This window comes from Salinarimonas sp., assembly GCF_040111675.1.
Classification (GTDB): Bacteria; Pseudomonadota; Alphaproteobacteria; order Rhizobiales; family Beijerinckiaceae; genus Salinarimonas.
This window is the reverse complement of the sequence record NZ_CP157794.1, coordinates 4,737,190-4,755,181: the sequence shown is the minus strand read 5'-3', so window position 1 is coordinate 4,755,181 and position 17,992 is coordinate 4,737,190. Positions and strand designations below refer to the sequence as shown.

General features: G+C 72.9%; 19 protein-coding genes and 2 pseudogenes. 14 read left to right on the top strand and 7 right to left on the bottom strand.

What is annotated here, in order from left to right; all coding sequences use genetic code 11:
- The first annotated feature begins 176 nt into the window (after nucleotides 1-176).
- From ABL310_RS22070 to ABL310_RS22030, 9 genes are read left to right on the top strand one after another with little or no spacing between them, the layout of a single operon-like run.
- On the top strand, nucleotides 177-1,115 hold the full coding sequence (locus tag ABL310_RS22070; protein ID WP_349369149.1) for a dihydrodipicolinate synthase family protein: 939 nt from the start codon (nucleotides 177-179) through the stop codon (nucleotides 1,113-1,115).
- A complete protein-coding gene (locus ABL310_RS22065) occupies nucleotides 1,112-1,495 on the top strand; it encodes an L-rhamnose mutarotase (protein ID WP_349369148.1) in 384 nt (127 codons plus the stop codon). The genes ABL310_RS22070 and ABL310_RS22065 overlap by 4 nt, the downstream gene beginning before the upstream one ends.
- Nucleotides 1,492-2,532, top strand: coding sequence for a hypothetical protein (locus ABL310_RS22060; RefSeq protein ID WP_349369147.1), 1,041 nt, complete (start codon nucleotides 1,492-1,494; stop codon nucleotides 2,530-2,532). Before ABL310_RS22065 ends, ABL310_RS22060 begins: the two co-directional genes overlap by 4 nt.
- Entirely contained in the window at nucleotides 2,529-3,302 is a 774-nt protein-coding gene (locus ABL310_RS22055; RefSeq protein WP_349369146.1) for an HAD family hydrolase, read from the top strand. Before ABL310_RS22060 ends, ABL310_RS22055 begins: the two co-directional genes overlap by 4 nt.
- Nucleotides 3,303-3,323: 21 nt before the next feature.
- Nucleotides 3,324-4,091, top strand: coding sequence for an SDR family NAD(P)-dependent oxidoreductase (locus ABL310_RS22050; RefSeq protein ID WP_349369145.1), 768 nt, complete (start codon nucleotides 3,324-3,326; stop codon nucleotides 4,089-4,091).
- Entirely contained in the window at nucleotides 4,088-4,837 is a 750-nt protein-coding gene (locus ABL310_RS22045) for an SDR family oxidoreductase (protein ID WP_349369144.1), read from the top strand. Before ABL310_RS22050 ends, ABL310_RS22045 begins: the two co-directional genes overlap by 4 nt.
- Nucleotides 4,834-5,937, top strand: a complete 1,104-nt coding sequence (locus ABL310_RS22040) for a hypothetical protein (protein WP_349369143.1) — start codon at nucleotides 4,834-4,836, stop codon at nucleotides 5,935-5,937. Before ABL310_RS22045 ends, ABL310_RS22040 begins: the two co-directional genes overlap by 4 nt.
- Nucleotides 5,934-7,175 (top strand): ATP-grasp domain-containing protein, encoded by a 1,242-nt coding sequence (locus ABL310_RS22035; protein ID WP_349369142.1) that lies wholly within the window; start codon nucleotides 5,934-5,936, stop codon nucleotides 7,173-7,175. The genes ABL310_RS22040 and ABL310_RS22035 overlap by 4 nt, the downstream gene beginning before the upstream one ends.
- Nucleotides 7,162-8,097, top strand: a complete 936-nt coding sequence (locus ABL310_RS22030) for an EamA family transporter (protein WP_349369141.1) — start codon at nucleotides 7,162-7,164, stop codon at nucleotides 8,095-8,097. The genes ABL310_RS22035 and ABL310_RS22030 overlap by 14 nt, the downstream gene beginning before the upstream one ends.
- A gap of 16 nt (nucleotides 8,098-8,113) precedes the next feature.
- Here ABL310_RS22030 and ABL310_RS22025 read toward each other — a convergent pair whose 3' ends face one another.
- The 4 genes and pseudogenes from ABL310_RS22025 to coxB all read right to left on the bottom strand — a co-directional run.
- Entirely contained in the window at nucleotides 8,114-8,623 is a 510-nt protein-coding gene (locus tag ABL310_RS22025) for a GNAT family acetyltransferase (protein WP_349369140.1), read from the bottom strand.
- Between the two features lie 100 nt (nucleotides 8,624-8,723).
- A complete protein-coding gene (locus ABL310_RS22020) occupies nucleotides 8,724-9,077 on the bottom strand; it encodes a hypothetical protein (RefSeq protein ID WP_349369139.1) in 354 nt (117 codons plus the stop codon).
- Entirely contained in the window at nucleotides 9,074-11,599 is a 2,526-nt protein-coding gene (gene ctaD, locus ABL310_RS22015) for a cytochrome c oxidase subunit I (protein ID WP_349369138.1), read from the bottom strand. The genes ABL310_RS22020 and ctaD overlap by 4 nt, the downstream gene beginning before the upstream one ends.
- Nucleotides 11,596-12,231, bottom strand: a pseudogene (coxB, locus tag ABL310_RS22010) (cytochrome c oxidase subunit II); the annotation flags it as partial. The pseudogene coxB and the gene ctaD, both read right to left, overlap by 4 nt.
- A gap of 96 nt (nucleotides 12,232-12,327) precedes the next feature.
- Between coxB and ABL310_RS22005 the strand changes: the two are divergent.
- A complete protein-coding gene (locus ABL310_RS22005; RefSeq protein WP_349369136.1) occupies nucleotides 12,328-12,879 on the top strand; it encodes a DUF2231 domain-containing protein in 552 nt (183 codons plus the stop codon).
- 79 nt (nucleotides 12,880-12,958) lie between these two features.
- Nucleotides 12,959-13,216: a hypothetical protein gene (locus ABL310_RS22000; protein WP_349369135.1), complete on the top strand. Its 258-nt coding sequence runs from the start codon at nucleotides 12,959-12,961 to the stop codon at nucleotides 13,214-13,216.
- Here ABL310_RS22000 and ABL310_RS24930 read toward each other — a convergent pair.
- From ABL310_RS24930 to ABL310_RS21990, 3 genes and pseudogenes are all read right to left on the bottom strand, one after another.
- A pseudogene (locus tag ABL310_RS24930) lies at nucleotides 13,126-13,362 on the bottom strand (hypothetical protein); the annotation flags it as partial. The gene ABL310_RS22000 and the pseudogene ABL310_RS24930 sit on opposite strands and share 91 nt — an antisense overlap.
- Before the next feature lie 79 nt (nucleotides 13,363-13,441).
- Nucleotides 13,442-14,452: an alpha/beta hydrolase gene (locus ABL310_RS21995; protein WP_349369134.1), complete on the bottom strand. Its 1,011-nt coding sequence runs from the start codon at nucleotides 14,450-14,452 to the stop codon at nucleotides 13,442-13,444.
- A 90-nt stretch (nucleotides 14,453-14,542) separates the two neighbouring features.
- Complete coding sequence (locus tag ABL310_RS21990; protein ID WP_349369133.1) at nucleotides 14,543-14,806, bottom strand: nickel-binding protein; 264 nt, start codon at nucleotides 14,804-14,806, stop codon at nucleotides 14,543-14,545.
- A gap of 153 nt (nucleotides 14,807-14,959) precedes the next feature.
- Here ABL310_RS21990 and ABL310_RS21985 point away from each other — a divergent pair, with 153 nt between their 5' ends.
- The 3 genes from ABL310_RS21985 to ABL310_RS21975 all read left to right on the top strand — a co-directional run bounded on the left by ABL310_RS21985 (nucleotide 14,960) and on the right by ABL310_RS21975 (nucleotide 17,875).
- Entirely contained in the window at nucleotides 14,960-15,847 is an 888-nt protein-coding gene (locus tag ABL310_RS21985; protein ID WP_349369132.1) for a LysR family transcriptional regulator, read from the top strand.
- A 243-nt stretch (nucleotides 15,848-16,090) separates the two neighbouring features.
- Nucleotides 16,091-16,795 (top strand): GntR family transcriptional regulator, encoded by a 705-nt coding sequence (locus ABL310_RS21980; protein WP_349369131.1) that lies wholly within the window; start codon nucleotides 16,091-16,093, stop codon nucleotides 16,793-16,795.
- Between the two features lie 117 nt (nucleotides 16,796-16,912).
- Nucleotides 16,913-17,875, top strand: coding sequence for a dihydrodipicolinate synthase family protein (locus tag ABL310_RS21975; protein WP_349369130.1), 963 nt, complete (start codon nucleotides 16,913-16,915; stop codon nucleotides 17,873-17,875).
- The last annotated feature ends 117 nt before the right edge of the window (nucleotides 17,876-17,992 follow it).

The window sequence follows — 17,992 nt, the reverse complement described above, 5'->3', positions numbered from 1 at the left end:
CCGCGCCCGTGCGGCGCAGCATCTACGTTCCCGGTCATGTATCGCAGATTGTGCAGCTGAGCAATGCGCTCCGATCAAAAATTTTAGATTGACACGCTTTGATTGCCATTCTATCTCGCTGATCCGCTTGCCTGCGTGTTGCGGCCAGCCTCTCACCGCTACCCAAAGGAACAGGTATGACCAGCGCAAAAGCTCTCGCGGGAGTTCTTCCCGTCGTCATCATGCCCTACGACGAACGCGGCGACGTCCACGAGGCCGATTTTCGCAGGCAGGTCGGGCACATGCTCGACGTGGGCTGCAGCGGGGTCGTCGTCGGCCAGGTCTCGGAGGTCTCGCGCCTGACGACCGCGGAGCGCTTCCGGGTCGCGGAGCTGCTCGCCGAGAGCTGCGGCGCGCGCGGCGTCTCGGTGATGAGCACGGGCGGAGAAAGCATTCGCGAGGCGATCGAGTTCTCGCGCCAGGCCGAGAAGGCGGGCTGCGACGCGCTCCTCGTGATGCATCCCTCGATCATGGCCCTCGATGACGAGGAAATGTACCGCTACTTCGCGGCGGTCATCGACTCCGTCGGCCTGCCGATCCTCGTCCACCACGCCAAGAGCCTGGCCAAGCGGCCGCTCTCCATCGCGGTGCAGGCGCGTCTGTTAGCCGCCTACGGGCCGGAGAAGGTGCAGTTCAAGCCCGAATCGGCGCCCACCCCGCCGCGCGTCTCGCTCCTGCGCGAGGCCACCGGCGGCAAGGCGCGGATCTTCGAGGGCGACGGCGGAATGATGCTCGCCGACACCTATCGCCGCGGCCTCGCCGGCGTCATCCCCGCCACCGAGATCGCCGAGATCACGGTTCGCCTCTGGCGGCTTCTCGAGGCCGGGCGCGAGCGCGAGGCGCGCGAGATCGCCTACCCGCTTTCGTACTTGATGTGTCACATGATGAATAGCATAGATTGCTATCTCGGGATCTCGAAGCACCTCCTGCATCGCCGTGGCCTCATCGAGCGCACCGACATCCGCCCGCCGCTCGACTACCACGTCGACCCGGAGACGCTCGCCGAGGTCGAGACCGTCTACGACCGGCTGCTCGCCACCGTGACCACCGCCGCCGACATGGGAGAGGCAGCATGATTCGCATCGGTTTCGCCATCGAGGTCGTGTCCGACGAGGCGCTCGCGCGCTATCGCGAGGCCCATCGCGCCGTCCCCCCCGAGATCTCCGGCCCGGGCGGCGCGCTCGACGCCATCGGCCTGCGCGCCATGTCGATCCACCTCCTGCCGCCGCGCACGCTGTTCATGCAGGTCGAGGCCGAGGAGGGCTTCGACCCGCAGCGGGACTTCACCCGCGCGCTGGCGATGCACCCCGTCGTCCAGCGCTGGGACGACCTGATGCACGGCGAGCTGCTGCGCCGCATCGAGGGCAACGACACGGCGCTCAACTGGTATCGCCTGGACCCGATCTTCAACTGGAGCCGCCCCGCGGGGTCCGGCGCGCGGGAGGCGGCCGAATGACCCGCCCGCGCCCGCTCCTCCTCGACTGCACCCTGCGCGACGGCGGCTACCAGACGGACTGGCGCTTCTCGGACGGGTTCGTGGCGGACTGGCTCACGGTCTGCGCCGCGCTCGGCGTCGACCGTGTCGAGCTCGGCTACCTGCGGGTGGCGGCGCCGACCCCGGCTGCGCCGTCGGGCGACTACGCGGACCTGCCGCGCTCCCTCACGCTGGCGCAGCGCGCGCTCCTCGCCGAGGCCCCTCGGGTCTCGGCGGCCGTCATGGTCGATGCGGCCGACGCCGCGCGGGTCGCGCCCGAGGAGGCGGCGGACCGCGTGGCCGAGCGCCTCTCCGAGGCGCCGGTCACGATCGAGACCGTGCGCGTCGCGACCCGCATGGACGGGCTCGCGGGCGCGGCCGCGGTCGCGACGGCGCTCGCGGCGCGCGGAATCACCCCGATCGTCAACCTGATGCAGGCGGCCGACCTGCCGCCCGAGCAGCTCGCCGCCGAGCTGCCCGGGCGCCTCGGCGAGGCGCCGATCCAGGCGCTGTACTTCGCCGACAGCTTCGGGCGCATGCGGCCGGCGGACGTGACCCGCCTGTTCGAGACCGTCGGCGCCGCCCTCGCCACCCCGCTCGGCTTCCATGCCCACGACAATATCGGCCTCGCCGTCGCCAACACGCAGGCGGCGATCGAGGCGGGCGCTCGGATGGTGGACGCGACCATGGGCGGGCTGGGCCGCGGCGCCGGCAACGCGGCGACCGAGACGGTGCGGCTTCTTCTCGATTCCGCGCCGACGCCGGAGGCGCTCGCCGCCTGCGATCGCTTCCTCGCCCGCCACGTCGAGCCTCTGCGCGCCGAGAGCCGCTGGGGCGCGACGCCGCTCTACCGCTGGCAGGCCCGCGTCGGCCTGCATCCGACCTACGCCCAGAAGCTCGCCGAGGACGCCGCCATGACCGATCTCGATCGCTTCGCCGTTCTCGACCGGCTCGTTGCGTCGTCCCCCAAGGGCCGCTACGACGCCGGTCTCCTCGAGTCCGCGCGGAGGGCGTCGTGAGCGCGCTCGCGGCCGCCGGCCGCCAGCCGCTCTCCGGGGCTCCCGACCTCGAGCCCGGCAGCGAGCCGCGCAGCGTGGGCGAGATCGCCCGCGCGGCGGCGATGGCCTTCTTCGACTGCGACGGCGTGCTGCTCGACGCCAACCGGGTCAAGCTCGATGCGGTGGCGGACGTGCTCGCGGACGCGCCGGCGGAGAAGCGCGAGGCCTGCCTCGCCACCTTCGCGGCCAATTTCGGCCGCGGCCGGGCCGAGCATTTCGCCACCTTTCACCGCATCCTGGGTGGCGCACCCGAGGATGCGGAGGATTTCGTGCGGACGCGCACCGCGGCCTACGCCGCGCTCCTCGCCGAGCGCTACCCGCTCTCGGCGCCCGCGCCGGGCGCGCGGGCTCTCGTCGGCATGCTGCGCGCGGCGCACCGACCCTGCGCCGTCGTCACCGGTGGTGTCGGGGCCGAAGCGGCGCGCGCCCTCGACGCCGCCGGCTTCGCCGGCGCGTTCGACGCGGTGATCGGCACGCCGACGCCGAAGGCCGAGGCCATGGCCGCGCTCCTCGCCGAGCGCGGGCTGCGCCCGGACGAGGCCGTCCTGTTCGGCGACGCCGTGGCCGACAGGGACGCGGCGCGCGCGCTCGGCGTGCCGTTCGTCTTCGTCTCGGGCCTCGCGCTCGTGTCGGCGGAGACGGTCCTGTCCCCCTGGCCCGCCAACGGCCCGCCGGCCTACGCGGCCCGCAGCCTCGACCCGATCGCGCGGCTCGCCCCCGCGCGGACCTGAAAGCCAGCCACGGGAGATCGCATGTCGACCGCGTCCACTGCGTCCGCCACCCGAGACCCTGCGCCGGCCGAGCCGCGCAGGGTCGTGATCACCGGCGTCTCGGAGGGCCTCGGGCTCGCCCTGGCGCGGGCCTTCGCCGCGCGCGGCGCCGTCGTCGCCGGCTGCGCCACCGACGCCGCGCGCCTGCGCGCGGTCGCCGACGCGCTCGGCCCGGGCCACCTCGTGCACGTCGCCTCCGTCACCGACGAGGATGCGATGGCGCGCTTCGCCGAGGAGGCCTGCCGGGAGGGCGCGCCGGACCTCGTCGTCGCCAATGCGGGGGTGATCAACCCGCGCCGGCCGGTATGGGAGATCGAGACGGCGCAATGGCGTCGCGTGCTCGACGTCAACGTCCTCGGCGTGGCGATCACGGCGCGGGCCTTCCTGCCGGCGATGATCGCCGCCGGGTCGGGGCTGTTCGTCGCCACGAGCTCGGGCTGGGGACGCAGCGCCGATTGGGGGCTCGGCCCCTATTGCGCGAGCAAGTTCGCGGTCGAGGGGATCGTCGACACGCTCCGGCACGACCTGCCCGAAGGCGTGCGCGCCGTGGCGCTCGATCCCGGCGGCGGCATCAACACCCGCATGCTGGCGGAGTGCCTGCCCGACGAGCACGACGACTACGTCTCCCCGGAGCGCTGGGGACCCGGCGCCGCCGCCTACATCGCCACCACGCTCTACGCCGAGAACGCGTCGGGCAGCCACACCGTCCCGGACCAGTCCGCCGCAACGCACGAGGAGACCGCCGCATGAGCGCCGCACCCTTCGCCGGCAAGCGCATCGTCATCACCGGAGCGGGCCGCGACTTCGGGCGCACGCTCGCGATCATGTTCGCGGCCGAGGGGGGCGCCGTCGAGCTCTCGGCGCGCGACCGCGACGCCGCCGAGGCCGTGGCCATGACGATCCGCGACCGTGGCGGCAGGGCGCGGGCGCACGCTTGCGACGTCTCCGATCCCGAATCCGTCTCGGCCTTCGCCGAGGCCGTGGCTGGCGACGGCTCCGGCGTGGACGTCCTCGTCCTGAACGCCGCACGCTGGCTCGAAGGCGAGCTCGACGAGGTCGACGACGCCGACATCGCGGACACGGTGAGCTCCAGCCTGACCGGCGCCATGATCCTCACGAAGCGCCTCCTGCCCGCGCTGCGACGGGCCGGGCAGGCGGACATCCTCGCCATGGTCTCGGTCTGCGGCGAGCCGGGCTACCTGCGCTCGAACGCGCACCCGGCCTTCTACGCCGCCAAGCACGGCGTGGCCGGCTTCTGCGACGTGCTCGGCGCGCGGCTCGCGCCGGAGGGCATCCGCGTCACGGGCCTGTTCCCGCCGGACTTCGACAACGTCGAGCCGCTGTCGCCGGACTGGTACGCGCCGCGGGCGCCCGGGTCGCTGCTGGGCGAGCCGGCGATCTGGAACGCCGTGCGCTTCGCGCTGACGCAGCCGCGCGACGGCGGCGTGCGGCGCATCCATTTCGAGGGCCAGACGCGCGCGGAGCTCGGGCTGTGACGGACTGGATCGCTCCGCCCGTCGAGACGCTCGCGCCCGGCCTCGTGCGGGTCGCGACGCCGCGCGGCCCGTTCACCCTGGCCGAGACCGACGCCCAGGTGATCGAGGCCGCCTCCCGCAACGCCCGCGCCGGCTTCTTCAATCCGCAGGCCGACCCGGCCGCCTTGTGCGACAAGAGCCTGCAGCACGCGCTCGTCCGGAAGGTCGAGCCGGACCTCGCCTTCGAGGCCGTCGACCAGGCCCGGGCCGAGGACGTGCCGTCCGCGCCGGAGCGCACGCTCGTCGTGCGCCCGCGGCTCTCCGCCTCGTCCAAGGGCTCCGCCCTCGTGATCGGCCCGGACCGGCCGCCGAGCCCGGCCGAGCGCGCCTATCTCGCGCGCTGCGGGGCGTTGCACGCGCACGTCCACGAGCCCGGGCAGCCGATCTTCGTCAACGGCGTCGTGTCGGGCGGGCGCCTCGCCCTCGCCGACGTCTGGCGCTGCATCCTGATGCCGATCGGCTGCCGCGACATTCTCGCGAGCGTCGTCAACCTGCCGCGCGCGGCGCTGCCGGCCGATCTCACGGAGCGGCTCGGGCGCCTCGCGCGGGCCTTGGGCATCCTCGCCGGGCCCGTGCATTTCGAGCTCGTGCTCACGCAAGCCGGCGGGGCGCGGCTGGTCAAGGCCGCGCCGCGTCTCGCGACGGAGCCGCTGCCGGCGCTGTGCCGCCTCGGCGGGCAGCCGGGGCAGCGCGCGCTGTTCGAGCGCGCCCGCGCGCACGGCTTCGAGACCGCGCTCCCCGACACGCCGGAGCCGGAGGGCTTCGTCGCCGACTATTCCTTCGTCGTCGACGAGGAAGGCGTGCTCCTCGACCTGCCGGACCTGCCCGAGATCCGGCGCCTGCCGACCTATCGCTACCTCTACCAGGAGCCCGCCCTCGGCGCGCGGGCGGCGCCCACCTTCGACGGCTACAGCTACGGCGCCACGGTCTTCCTCGCGCACGCCGCGCTCGAGGTGCTCGAGGCCGACATCGCGCGCCTCGACGCCATCAACCGGCGCGGCGCCTTCGTCGTCGGACCGGTCGCCGACGACCTCGTACCCCTCGCGGAGGCCGCCCGATGAGACGCATCGCCATCGTCAACGCCTATTCGTCGGCGAACCAGATCGCTCCGGCGCTCGCCGGGCGCGGCGCGGCCTGCGTACACGTGCAGAGCCGGCCGACGCTCCTCGCCATGCACGCGCCGACCTTCCGGCCCGGCGACTTCGTCGAGAACGTGGTGCACGAGGGCGATCTCGCCGCCACCGCGGCGCGGCTGCGGGCGCTCGGGGTCGAGCAGGTGATCGCCGGATCCGAGTACGGCGTCGAGCTCGCCGAGGCGCTCGCCTTCGCGCACGGCGCGCCCACCAACGACCCGACGACGACGGCGCTGCGGCGCGACAAGTACGCGATGATCGAGGCGCTGCACGAGGCCGGCGTCCCGGCGGCGGCGCAGCGCCTGTGCCGCAGCCGCGCCGAGGTCGAAGCCTTCGCCCGCGAGCAGGGCGCGCGCATCGTGGTGAAGCCGCTCAATTCCGCGCTCAACGACGGCGTCTCCTTCTGCGACACGCCGCAGCAAGCCGGCGCGGCCTTCGACGCGGTGGTGGGACGAACGAGCTTCTACGGCGACCTGATCGAGGCGGTCGTCGCACAATCCTACCTCGACGGCCACGAGTACTACGTCAACACGGTCAGCCGTGGCGGCGTGCACCACATCGCCGAGATCTGGCTGACGACGCACGTCGCCGCCAACGGCGTGCTCAACCTGCTCGATTCGGCCATCCTCCTGCCCGCGACGGGCGAGGTGCAGGACCGGCTCGCGCCCTACGCCCGCGCCTGCCTCGACGCGCTCGGGGTCACGGACAGCCCCGCCCATCTCGAGATCCGGATGACCCGCGAAGGCCCGCGCCTCGTCGAGCTCGGCGCCCGGCTGGTGGGCGGCCCGCTCTCGCGCATCGCGCGGACGGGCCTCGGCCGGAGCCAGATCGACTGGATCGCCACCGCCTACGCCGAGCCGGAGCGCTTCCGCGCCGAGGCCGGGACGCCCTACCGGCTCGAGGCCACCGTCTCCTCCACCGCCTTGATCAGCCGCCGCGCGGGGCGGCTCGTCGGCTATCCGGGCCTGCCCGCGGTCCAGGCGCTGGAGACCTTCCGCGAGATCGTCGAGATCGTGCGTCCGGGCGGAGACCTGAAGGTGACGATCAACGACGTGACCTACCCGATGATGATCGTGCTCGCTCATGCGGACGCGGCCGCCGTCGTGCGCGATTCCCGCACGATCCGGCATCTCGACCGGGAGAGCTTCTACGATGTCGCGGCGTGAGGCGGCCTGGGTGGTGCCCGGCGCCGTCTACGTGCTCGGCTACACGTTGATGAACGCCGCGAAGTCGGTTTTCGAGGGCTACGTCCTGGTGACGCTGTCGCCGGCCTTCATCGCGGTGAACTGCTTCGTGCTGGCCCAGATCGTCTACCTCGCCACCCATCGCGAGCGCGGCGCGCTCCTCGCGAAGGCGCGCGGCGCCTGGCGGCACGTCCTGGCCATCAACGTGACGACGGCGCTGAGCTGGCTCGCCGTGCTCTACGCCCTCGATGCGCTGGAGCCGGCGGTGGTCAACGGCCTCATCGTCGGCGCGATCCCGCTGATCACCCTCGCCCTCGCGCCGCGGCTGCGGCCGAACGCGCCGATCCTCCGCCAGGAGCTCGTCGCGGCGGTGGGCTGCGCCCTCTCGGTCCTCGCCCTGGTCGCCGTCTCCGCGCAGGGCCTCAGCGGGCTGGGCGCGCTGCCCTGGACGACCGTCGCCGTCGGCGTCGTCGCGGCGCTCCTCACCGCGCTGGGGGTGAGCACCAACACCTACGTGACCAAGGCGCTGACGGAGCGGGACTTCTCCTCGGCCGACATCATGACGGTGCGGTTCACGCTGCTCAATGTCGTCGCCTTCGCGATCCTGGCGAGCGAGGGCTCGTGGTCGCCCTACACGCCCGCGACCATCGGCACCATCGCGGTGCTCACCGTCATAGGCGTGTTCATCGGCATCTACCTCCTGCAGATCGGCATCTCGCGCACCGAGCCGATGACGGTCTCGCTCCTGTTCTCGACGAACCTGATCTTCACCTATCTCGCCCAGCTCGCCGATCCGCGCCTCGCCGTCTCGCAGGCGAGCCTCGTCTGCGTGCTGCTGCTCACGGCGTTCACCGTCTACGGGACCGTCTCGCTCCGGCGCGCCCGCAAGCCCGCCTCGGCGTGAGACGGCGTGCGGGCGCTCAGCGCTGCTCGCCGTCGCCGTTCCCGTCGCGACCGTGGCCGGACGGGTCGCCCGGCGGGATCTCCGGGTTGATGCGGCTCGACAGCCACTGGTAGCCGCCGAGCGCGACGAGCGCCGCCATCGCGGCGATGAACAGGGCGGCGGGATAGATGGCGTCCGGGATGCTGGCGCGGCTCGTCTTGAACACCATCACCAGCGCCTCGAGGCTCGCGGCGATGACGATGATGGTGACGAACTTCGTCAGCGAGCGGCGCGATTCCACCGCCGAGCGCAGCTCGCGCCGGCGCAGGATCTCCTCCTCGGCGATGAACTTCGCGGTCTCCACCACGGCGAAGCCGATGATGAGGAGGCCGATCCCCTCGAGCACGGGGTCGACCACGTCCTTCGCCGGCAGGGCCACGACGACGTTCCAGATGGCGCTCACGATGAGGAGGAAGGCGAGCAGCATGATCGCCAGGGTCGCGATGACGAAATAGACGAGCGCCAATCCCTCGTAGAGCTTCTTCATGCGTCCTCCCGCGGCGCGGCCGCGCGCCCTGAGGAGAACGCGCCGGCGGCTTGGCCGTTCGGGACCTCGGCCGTTTCGGCGAGGCCCCACCGTTCCGCATTCAGCGGCAGAGCGGGTAGGCGATCGTCGGAAGGCCGGTCCAGAGCGTCGCGACGAGCGCGGCGAGGGTGAGGGCGAGGGTCGTGCGCGCGAGGAGGGCAGGGGCGTCCCCGGCCTGCGCCGCGCGGGCGAGCCGGCGCGCGGGAATGGCGAGCCCGGCGAGAAGGGCGAGATGCCCGATCCAGGCGGCGACCAGGACGAGCCGCAGCAGGCTCGTCGGCCCGGCCGCGCGGGCGTCCCAGCCCCAGGCGCAGCCGAGCGCGTGCAGCCCGTAGAGCACGAGGAAGGCCGCCGACCAGACGAGGAAGCCGACGGCGAGGCCCAGGAGACCGATCGGGCGTGCGAGCACGCTCATCGCAGCGCCTCCGGCGCGTAGAGGGCGAGGACGAGCGCGAGAAGCCCCGTCGCGGCCGTATAGGCCTGCCACATCGCGGCGACCTCGACCGGCGTGCGGCGGACGTCGGAGACGAGGCCGGCGAGGCTCCCGCGCAGGGCGAAGGCGCTCGTGAGGAGCCCGATCAGCGCGTGAAAGCCCGCATAGGCGAGGAGCGCGCCGGCCACCGCGCCGTGGGCGTGCGCCGTCGGGTCGAGAGCCCAGGCGAGCCAGGCGAGCGCGGCGAGGGCGCCGAGGCTTCCCGCGGCGCAGAGCGCGAGGAGCGCGTCCCGCATCGCGCCGCGGGCGATCCCGGCGCGACGGTTGGCGCCCATCGCCGCAGGGCCCGCGAGCCCCGCGAGCGCCAGCGCGATCGCGGCGGCGAGCGCCGCGGCCGAGGCCGGCTCCCAGGGCGCGGTCGCCGGCCAGCCGGGCGCGAAGGTCGCGAGGTAGATCGCGCCGAAGGCGAGGGAGCCGAACAGGATCGCGTCGGCGAGGAGCAGGAACACCATTCCCCACCAGGCCGGCGGGCGCGGCGCGGCGAGGTGGAGCGGCAGGGAAACGCCGCGGCCCGCGTCCTCGATCGGCGGATCGTCCCGCATCGCCCCGCTCGCCGCCCAGCGCCAGGCGAAGACGAGGGTGAGCACGAGCCCCGCCGGGGCGAGCCAGTAGAGCCCCGCCAGCATGGCGCCGAAGAAGACCGCGAGGGAGAGCGCCGTCCAGAGCGGCGTGTAGTCCTGGTTCGGCAGGAGGAGGATCTGCTCGGGCTTCCCCTCCACCATCGAGACGACGAGGGTCTCCATGCGGCCCTCGTGAACGCGTCCGAGATAGCCTTCGCCCGCGGCGAGGCATTCGGGCAGGGCGGGCTCGGCGTGGAGCGGGTCGCGATCGGAGACGTGCGGCAGGCTCGCGAAATTGTAGGGCGCAGGGGGCGTGGGCATCGCCCATTCCAGCGTGCCCGCCCCCCAAGGATTGCGCCGGAACGACTTGCCGTGGCGCAGCTGCAGGAAGAGGTCGAGGGCGACGAGGGCGAAGCCCGCGGTGAGCAGGAAGGCGCCGAAGGACGAGATCAGGTTCGGCAGATGCCAGCCGAGCCCCTCCTCGTAGGTGAAGACGCGCCGGGGCATGCCGAGGAGCCCCGTCCAGTGCATGACGAGGAAGGTGAGATTGAAGCCGGCGAAGATCAGCCAGAACGCGGTCTTGCCCAGGCCGAAGACCGGCACCCGACCGGAGATCTGCGGCAGCCAATAGTAGACGCCCGCGATGGCCGGCAGGACGAAGCCGCCGATGAGGACGTAGTGCAGGTGCGCGACGACGAAATGCGTGTCGTGCACCTGCTCGTCGAACGGCACGATCGCCACCATCACCCCGGTGAGCCCGCCGGCGACGAAGACGAAGAAGAAGCCGAGGATGTAGAGCATCGGCAGCGACAGGACCGGGCGGCCCTTCGCGAGCGTCGCCAGCCAGGCGAAGATCTGCACGGCGGTGGGCACCGTCACGAGCAGCGAGGCGGCGGAGAAGAAGCCCAGCGAGAGCCGCGGCAGCCCGGTGGCGAACATGTGGTGCACCCACAGCCCGAAGGACAGGAAGCCGAGCGCCACCACGGCGGCGACGACCCAGGAATATCCCACGATCGGCCGGCGGGCGAAGACGGGGAGCACGGTCGAGATCACGCCGGCCGCGGGCACGAAGATGATGTAGACCTCCGGGTGGCCGAACAGCCAGAACAGGTGCTGCCACAGCAGCGGATCGCCCCCGCGTTCGGGCGAGAAGAACGGCCATCCGAAGGCGCGCTCGGTCTCCAGCAGGATCGAGCCGAGGATCAGCGGCGGGAAGCCCCCGAGGATCATGATCGCCGTGACGAGGAGGTACCAGGCGAGGATCGGCATGCGCGACAGCGACATGCCCGGCGCGCGCACCTTCAGGATCGTCACCGCGATCTCCACCGCCGCCGCGATGGCGGAGACCTCGACGAAGGTGATGCCGAGCAGCCAGACGTCCGCGCCGATGCCGGGCGAGTAGGGCTTCGTCGAGAGCGGCGCGTACATGAACCAGCCGCCGTCGGGCGCGGCGCCGAAGGCGATGGAGCCGAGCACGGTCGTGCCGCCGATCAGGTAGCACCAGTAGCCGAAGGCCGATAGGCGCGGGAAGGCGAGGTCCCGCGCGCCGAGCAGCTTCGGCAGGAGGTAGATCGCCAGCCCCTCGATGAAGGGGATGGCGAACAGGAACATCATCACCGTGCCGTGCACCGTGACGATCTGGTTGTAGGCGTCGGGTCCCAGGAAGTCGTTCGTCGGAACGGCGAGCTGGGTGCGGATCAGCATCGCCAGCAGGCCCGCCGCGGCGAAGAAGGCGAGCGCCGTGAGCATGAAGCGCCGCCCGACGATGGTGTGGTTCACCGCCGCGAGGCGCGGGAGGCCAGGCGGCGTGTCCCAGATCGCGGAGAGGCCGCGATGCAGGCGGATCGCCCTGGAGCGGCGGGCGGCGACGACGGGGTCGTTCATCGCCGCGCCTCCCGTGTCCGCGGGTCGGCCGCGAGGCTGGCCATCACGCCGCGATAGGCGCTCGCCTCGTGGACGACGACCTCGAAGCGCATGCCGGCATGGCCGTAGCCGCAGAACTCGGCGCAGATCCCGCCGTAGACGCCGGGGCGCTCGGCGAGGATCGTGATCGTGTTCACCCGCCCCGGGATCGCGTCGCGCTTGCCCGCGAGGCGCGGCACCCAGAACGAATGGATCACGTCCTCGCTCGTGATCGCGACCTCGACCGGCCGGCCGGCGGGGACGTGCAGGCGCCCTTCCGTCTCGAGCGGCCCGCCGGGCGCGTCCGGATGGACGAAGCGCCAGTCCCATTGCCGCGCCACCGCCTCGACGCGCAGCGGCGCGGCGCCGGTGCGCGCGGCGTCGTCGATGGGGTCCAGCACGAAGGCGTAGAGCATCAGCGCGAGGAGCGTCGCGAGGGGAAACGCGAGGCCGCCGCCGAAGAGCCAGACGCCGTCGCGCGGGGCGCGCCGTGAAACCGCATCGCTCCGCCGGGCTTGAAGGAAGGGGACGAGCGCGAGCGCGCACACGCCCAGCAGGATCAGCGTCGCACCGGCGAGCATGATCCACCACAGGGTCGCGACGCGCTCCGCCGCAGGCCCCGCCGGGTCGAGCGTCGAGAGCGGCCCGGCGCAGCCCGAGACCGTCGCCGCCGCCGCGCCGAGGGCGGCGAGCCCGAGAAAGGAGACCCGATGCGCGCCGACCGGACGAACGTCGTCACCACCACCCTGGGCAAGCCCGATTCGCTGTCCGATCTCGACAGCCGCGTCGCCCTGTTCGGGCACCCGATCCACGCCATGCTGGTCGCCTTCCCGATCGCCGGGGCGTTCTGGGTCGCGGGCTCGGACGCGGCCTATTGGTGGACGCTCGACCCGTTCTTCGCCCGCTCCGGCCTGTGGGGCGCGGGCGCGGCCTTCCTGATGGGCTGCGCGGCGGCGCTCTCGGGCTTCGGCGAGATGATGCTCGTGCCGGGCGCGCGCCACCGCGCCGCCGCCTGGTCGCACGGCGTGATCGCCATGACGCTGCTCGGCGTGCTGGCGCTGAGCTGGGCCCACCGCATGGACGATCCCGTTGCCGCGGTGCTGCCCTGGGGTCTGCTGCTCTCCGGGGTGCAGCTCGTCCTCGTGGGCTTCGCCGGCTGGCACGGCGGCAAGCTCGTGTTCGAGCACCGCTTCGGCGTCGCCTCGCCGGAGGAGGAGGCCGAGCAGCGCGCCGGCGGCGGCGACGTCTCCAGCGAACCCTGAGACGAGGTCTCCCGGGAAGCCGACGGGCCGGCCCTCCAGCAGGAAGGTCGGCAGGAAATCCTCCGCCGCGAGATCGGGCTTGCCGAGCACGAAGGCGAGCACGGCGGAGATCAGCCCCACCGCGCCGAGCGCGATCGCGGCGCGCGTCGCCGGGCCGGCCTCGAGGCGCGCGCTGCGCCTCGCGAGGCCCCGGCCGACGAGCATGTGGAGGAGCCCCATCCCGCCCACCGCGACGAGCTTCGCCGCGAGCCACGGCGTCTCCCAGGCGGCGACGAAGACGAGCGCCGTTCCGGTCGCGACGGTGAAGACGGCGGCCGGGGAGACGACGAGCTCGTAGGCGAGGCGCGTGAAGCGCATGCGCCGCGCGTACTCGCCGTCGTGCGTCTCCGTCCGCGGCCCGATCAGCGCCGGCAGCGCCACGAGCCCGGCGGCCCACAGCGACAGGAAGGCGATATGCGCGGCCTTGAGCCAGATCTCGAGCATGCGGGTCCGAAGCAGGGGCGAGGTTCGGCGGGACAATGACTCCCGCGCCGCGACCGTTCCGGGAGAGGCGCACTCCGGCCTACACGCCCGGCGCGCCCGCCATCCCATGCCGCTCCAGGAACGCCAGGGCCGCGCCGCGCAGCTCGAGGCGGCGCTCGACGAGAAGGTGGCCTCCGGTTCGAAGGACGATCAGGGCCGCGTCGGGGATCGTCGCGGCCGCCCGGCGGGCGCCTGGAACGGTATGGAACAGGTCGTCCTCGGCGGTGACGATCAGGGTCGGGCATCGCACGCGCGCGAGCGGCGGCGGCTCGGCGCCTCGCGCGTCCGCGGCGATGCCGGCGGCGCGGGGGGCGAGCGGAAAGGCCGTGCGCATCAGCCGGTCGATCCGCGCCCGCTCCCGCGCGGAGGCGCGCGCCTCGACGCCGGCCGGCACGCCCATCATCCGCAGCAGGGCGGGGCGGGCGACGCGCATCGCCGTCCAGAGGGCGAGGTCCGAGCCGCTTTCCGCGACGGCCAAGGCGGCCCGGCTCTGCGGCGTGTCGGCGATGCGCGGCCGGGCGCCGGGCGCGTCGATGGCGGGGGCGACGAGGAGGAGGGCGCGGACGCGCTGCGGATGATCGGCCGCGAGCGCGAGCGCCGAGCGCGCGCCGGCGGAGAGGGCCATCACGATCGCGGCCGCGATCCCGAGCGCGTCGAGGAGCGCCGCGTGGGCGTCGGCCTGGTCCGCTGCGGAGGCGCCGCCCGGCGGCATCGGCGTGCCGAGATAGCCGACGCGCGAGACCGCGATCACGCGATAGCCCGCGGCGACGAGATCGTGCGCCGCCTCGAGCCCCTGGTCGAAGCCGCCGGCGGCGCCGTGGATCACGAGGACGGGAGGGCCCTCGCCGGCCTCGGCGTATTCGATCGGGCCGCGGCGCGTGGCGACGAGGCGGCCGCGCGCGGCGAGGCGGGCGGCCGCGACGTCGCGCTCCGCGCGGAAGCGGGCGAGCGCCGCCCTGCCGGCGAGGGCGCCCGCGAGGCCGGTCGCGGCGAGGGCGGTTGCGACGAGGCCGGCCGCGCGGGCGCGGCCGGCCGATCGGGGAGAGCGCATGACGAGGGCTCCGGTGACGTCCCTGGCTGAGGGGACAACGCGCGGAGCCCGCATCGGCTGCGCTGGTGCGCGCAACGACGCGTCGCCGCGTCACGGTGCGAGGTCGAGCACCTCGGTGACGCGGACGTAGGGGATGTTCGCCTCGTCGTTGACGCGCGCCACCGCCTCCGGCGAGCGCGCCTCGAACAGGCACAGGCAACGCCCGTCGCCCGGCGCGAAGGTCGAGCGGATGTAGCGCACCGGCTCGCCCGCGGCGGCGTGCTTCTCCGCGGTCGCGATCGCCGCCTTCTGCGCGGCGGCGAGATCCTCCATCGCGATGCCCTCGAGCTCGCGCTCCACCATGTAGACGCTCATGACCTCGGTCCTCCCGTCTCGGGTTTCGACATCCCGATCAGGCCACGTCCGCGCGCGGCGGGGTAGGGCGCGGCGTTTATCGAATCATAGCTGCGGCTTTCGCGCTCTCGGCTTATCCTCACCCAAGGGAAGACCCGAGTGGAGGGCCCGCCGATGGAGATGCACCAGGTCCGCTACTTTCTCGCCGCCGCGCGCGAGCTGAGCTTCACCCGTGCCGCCGAGGCGTGCCGCGTCTCGCAGCCGGCGCTGACGACGGCGATCCGCAAGCTCGAGGCGCAGGTCGAGGCGCCCTTGTTCCATCGCGACGGGCACAAGCTCGTCCTCACCGACGTCGGCCGGCGGCTCCTGCCGCATTTCACGCGCATCTCCGAGGAGACCGAGGCGGTGGCGACGCTGGCGCGCGACTTCCGGCTCCTGAACCAGGTGCCCCTGCGGCTCGGCGTGATGACCACGGTCGGCCCCGCCGCCATCGCGGGGCTCCTCGCCGCCTTCGGCCGCAGGACGCCGGGCGTCGAGGTCGCCGTGCGCGACGGCGCGCCGGAGGCGCTCGCCGCGCTCCTCGACGCGGGCGAGATCGACGCGGCGATCCTCAATCCGCTGGAGGGCCTCGGCGAGGCCTTCCACGCCGAGCCGCTCTACGAGGAGAGCTACGTCGCGGTCTTCCCGCCGGGAGAGGGGCCGAGCGGCAACGCGGTCCGGCTCGAGGAGCTCTCCGGCCTTCCTTACGTCGACCGCCTCGCCTGCGAGATGCGGGAGATGGTGATGGCGGTCTGCCGCGACCGCGAGGTCGCGCTCTACGCGCGCTTCCGCTCCGAGCGGGAGGACTGGGTCCAGGCCATGGTGGCGCGCGGGATCGGCTTCGCGTTCATGCCGGAATTCGCGGTGACCCGCCCCGATCTCGACCGCCGCGCCCTGATCGACCCCGCGGTGACCCGTACGATCGCGCTCGCGAGCCGCCGCGGCCGGCGCCACGCCCCCGCGCTCGCCGCCTTCGTCGAGGCCGCCCGCGCGCATCGCTGGCGCGAGCCGCGGGCGGGGTGAACGGTCCGGGGACGATCCGGAGGGGGCCACAGGCAGGTGGAACACGCTGCGAGCCCACTGGCTGGACGATGCTTCTGAGCGAGAATGCAGCCGCCAGCTCGACCCGGCTGCGGAGTCGTCCTGGCTCCGACGTCACGGCGGCCCCCTCGGCGCCTCGGCACGCGCGGGCGGCGCATCTGGCGGCGTGTCGGCGTTGATCTCGTCCGTCCCTTCTGTATTTTGCTTGTGGACGAAAGGTCGACGATGAGCACCACGTCCGGAACCCATCCCGTCGAGCGCAAGCGCGGCTCCGGCGTCAAGCACGTGTACGACACGCTGCGCGACGAGATCATGAGCCTGACGCTGCCGCCCGGCAGCCCGATCGACGAGATCCAGATCGCGGAGCGGCTCGCCATGTCGCGCACGCCGATCCGCGAGGCGCTGGCGCGGCTCTCCGGCGAGGGGCTGGTGACCGTGCTCGCCAACCGCTCGACCGTGGTGTCGAGCATCGACCTCGCCAACCTGAACGCCTTCTTCGACGCGCTCACGCTCATGTACCGCGTCACCTCCCGGCTCGCGGCCGAGCATCACGGGCCGGAGGACCTCCTCGCCATCCGCGCTCGCCAAGCCGAGTTCGCCCGCGCCGTCGCCGCCCGCGACGCGCTGGCGATGATCGCGTCGAACCGCGAGTTCCACGCCTCGATCGCCGACGCCGGGCGCAACCCCTATTTCAGCCTCCTCACCTGCCGGGTGCTCGACGAGGGGCGGCGGCTCCTGCGGCTCTATTACAGGTCCTTCGACGATCGGCTGCCGGACGAATACGTCGTCGAGCACGACGAGATCATCGCCGCCATCGAAGCGCGCGACGTGACGACGGCGGACCGCCTCGCCAGCGGTCACGCCGACCAGATCGTGCGGCAGATCCAGAGCTTCGTCGCGGGCGACCGCCGGCAGGCGGTGCCGCTCTGAGGCGATCGCCCAGATCCGTCCGCGTCTCTTTCCTGTCGACAAGAAAAATACACAGCCTATCCTGCTGCGCGAGACCCGACCGCGGCCTCGTCCACGGTCCCGTGCAAGGAGAAAGCGATGCCGTCCGCCGCGATATTCTCGGGCACCGTCCCGGCCCTGATGACCCCCTGCACCGCGGACCGCACGCCCGATTACGACGCGCTGGTGCGCCGGGCCGAGGATCTCGTCGGCATGGGGATGCGCGCCGTCGTCTATTGCGGCTCGATGGGCGATTGGCCGCTCCTCACCGACGCGGAACGCATGGAGGGGGTCGCGCGGCTCGTCGCGGCCGGCGTGCCGGTGATCGTGGGGACGGGTGCGGTGAACACCCGCGCGGCGGTCGCGCATGCGGCGCATGCACGGAAAGTCGGCGCCGCGGGGTTGATGGTGATCCCCCGCGTCCTCTCGCGCGGCACCGTGCCCGCGGCGCAGAAGGCGCATTTCGAGGCGATCCTCGCGGCGGCGCCGGACCTGCCGGCGGTGATCTACAACAGCCCCTATTACGGTTTCACCACCAAGGCCGACCTGTTCTTCGCCCTGCGCGAAAAGCACCCGAACCTCGTCGGCTTCAAGGAGTTCGGCGGGCCGGAGGACCTGTCCTACGCGGCCGAGCACATCACCAGCCGCGACGCGGCCGTCACCTTGATGATCGGCGTCGACACCTGCGTCTTCCACGGCTACGTGAATTGCGGGGCGACGGGCGCCATTACGGGCATCGGCAACGTCCTGCCGCGCGAGGTGCTGCACCTGGTGGCGCTCTGCGAAGCGGCGGCGCGCGGCGACGTCGTCGCCCGGCGGCTCGCCAAGGAGCTCGACGATGCGATGCGGGTGCTCTCGACCGTCGACGCCGGGCCGGATCTCGTGCTCTTCTTCAAGCACATGATGGTGCTGAAGGGGCACCGGGAATTCGCGCTGCACTTCAACGAGACGGACCGGCTCTCGCCGAGCCAGCAGGGCTTCGTCGAGGCGCAGCTGGCGCTCTTCGACACGTGGTATGCCGAATGGTCACGGCAGCCCGAGGTCGCGTCCTTCGCACGCTGATCGGCCCGCCGGAGCCGATGCTCGGCGCGCCGAACGACCCGCGGAGGCGGACGAGCCGCGCGCGCATGTATCGAGGACCGAGACGATCCGGCCGCCCTCCATCCCGAGAGAGCCGAA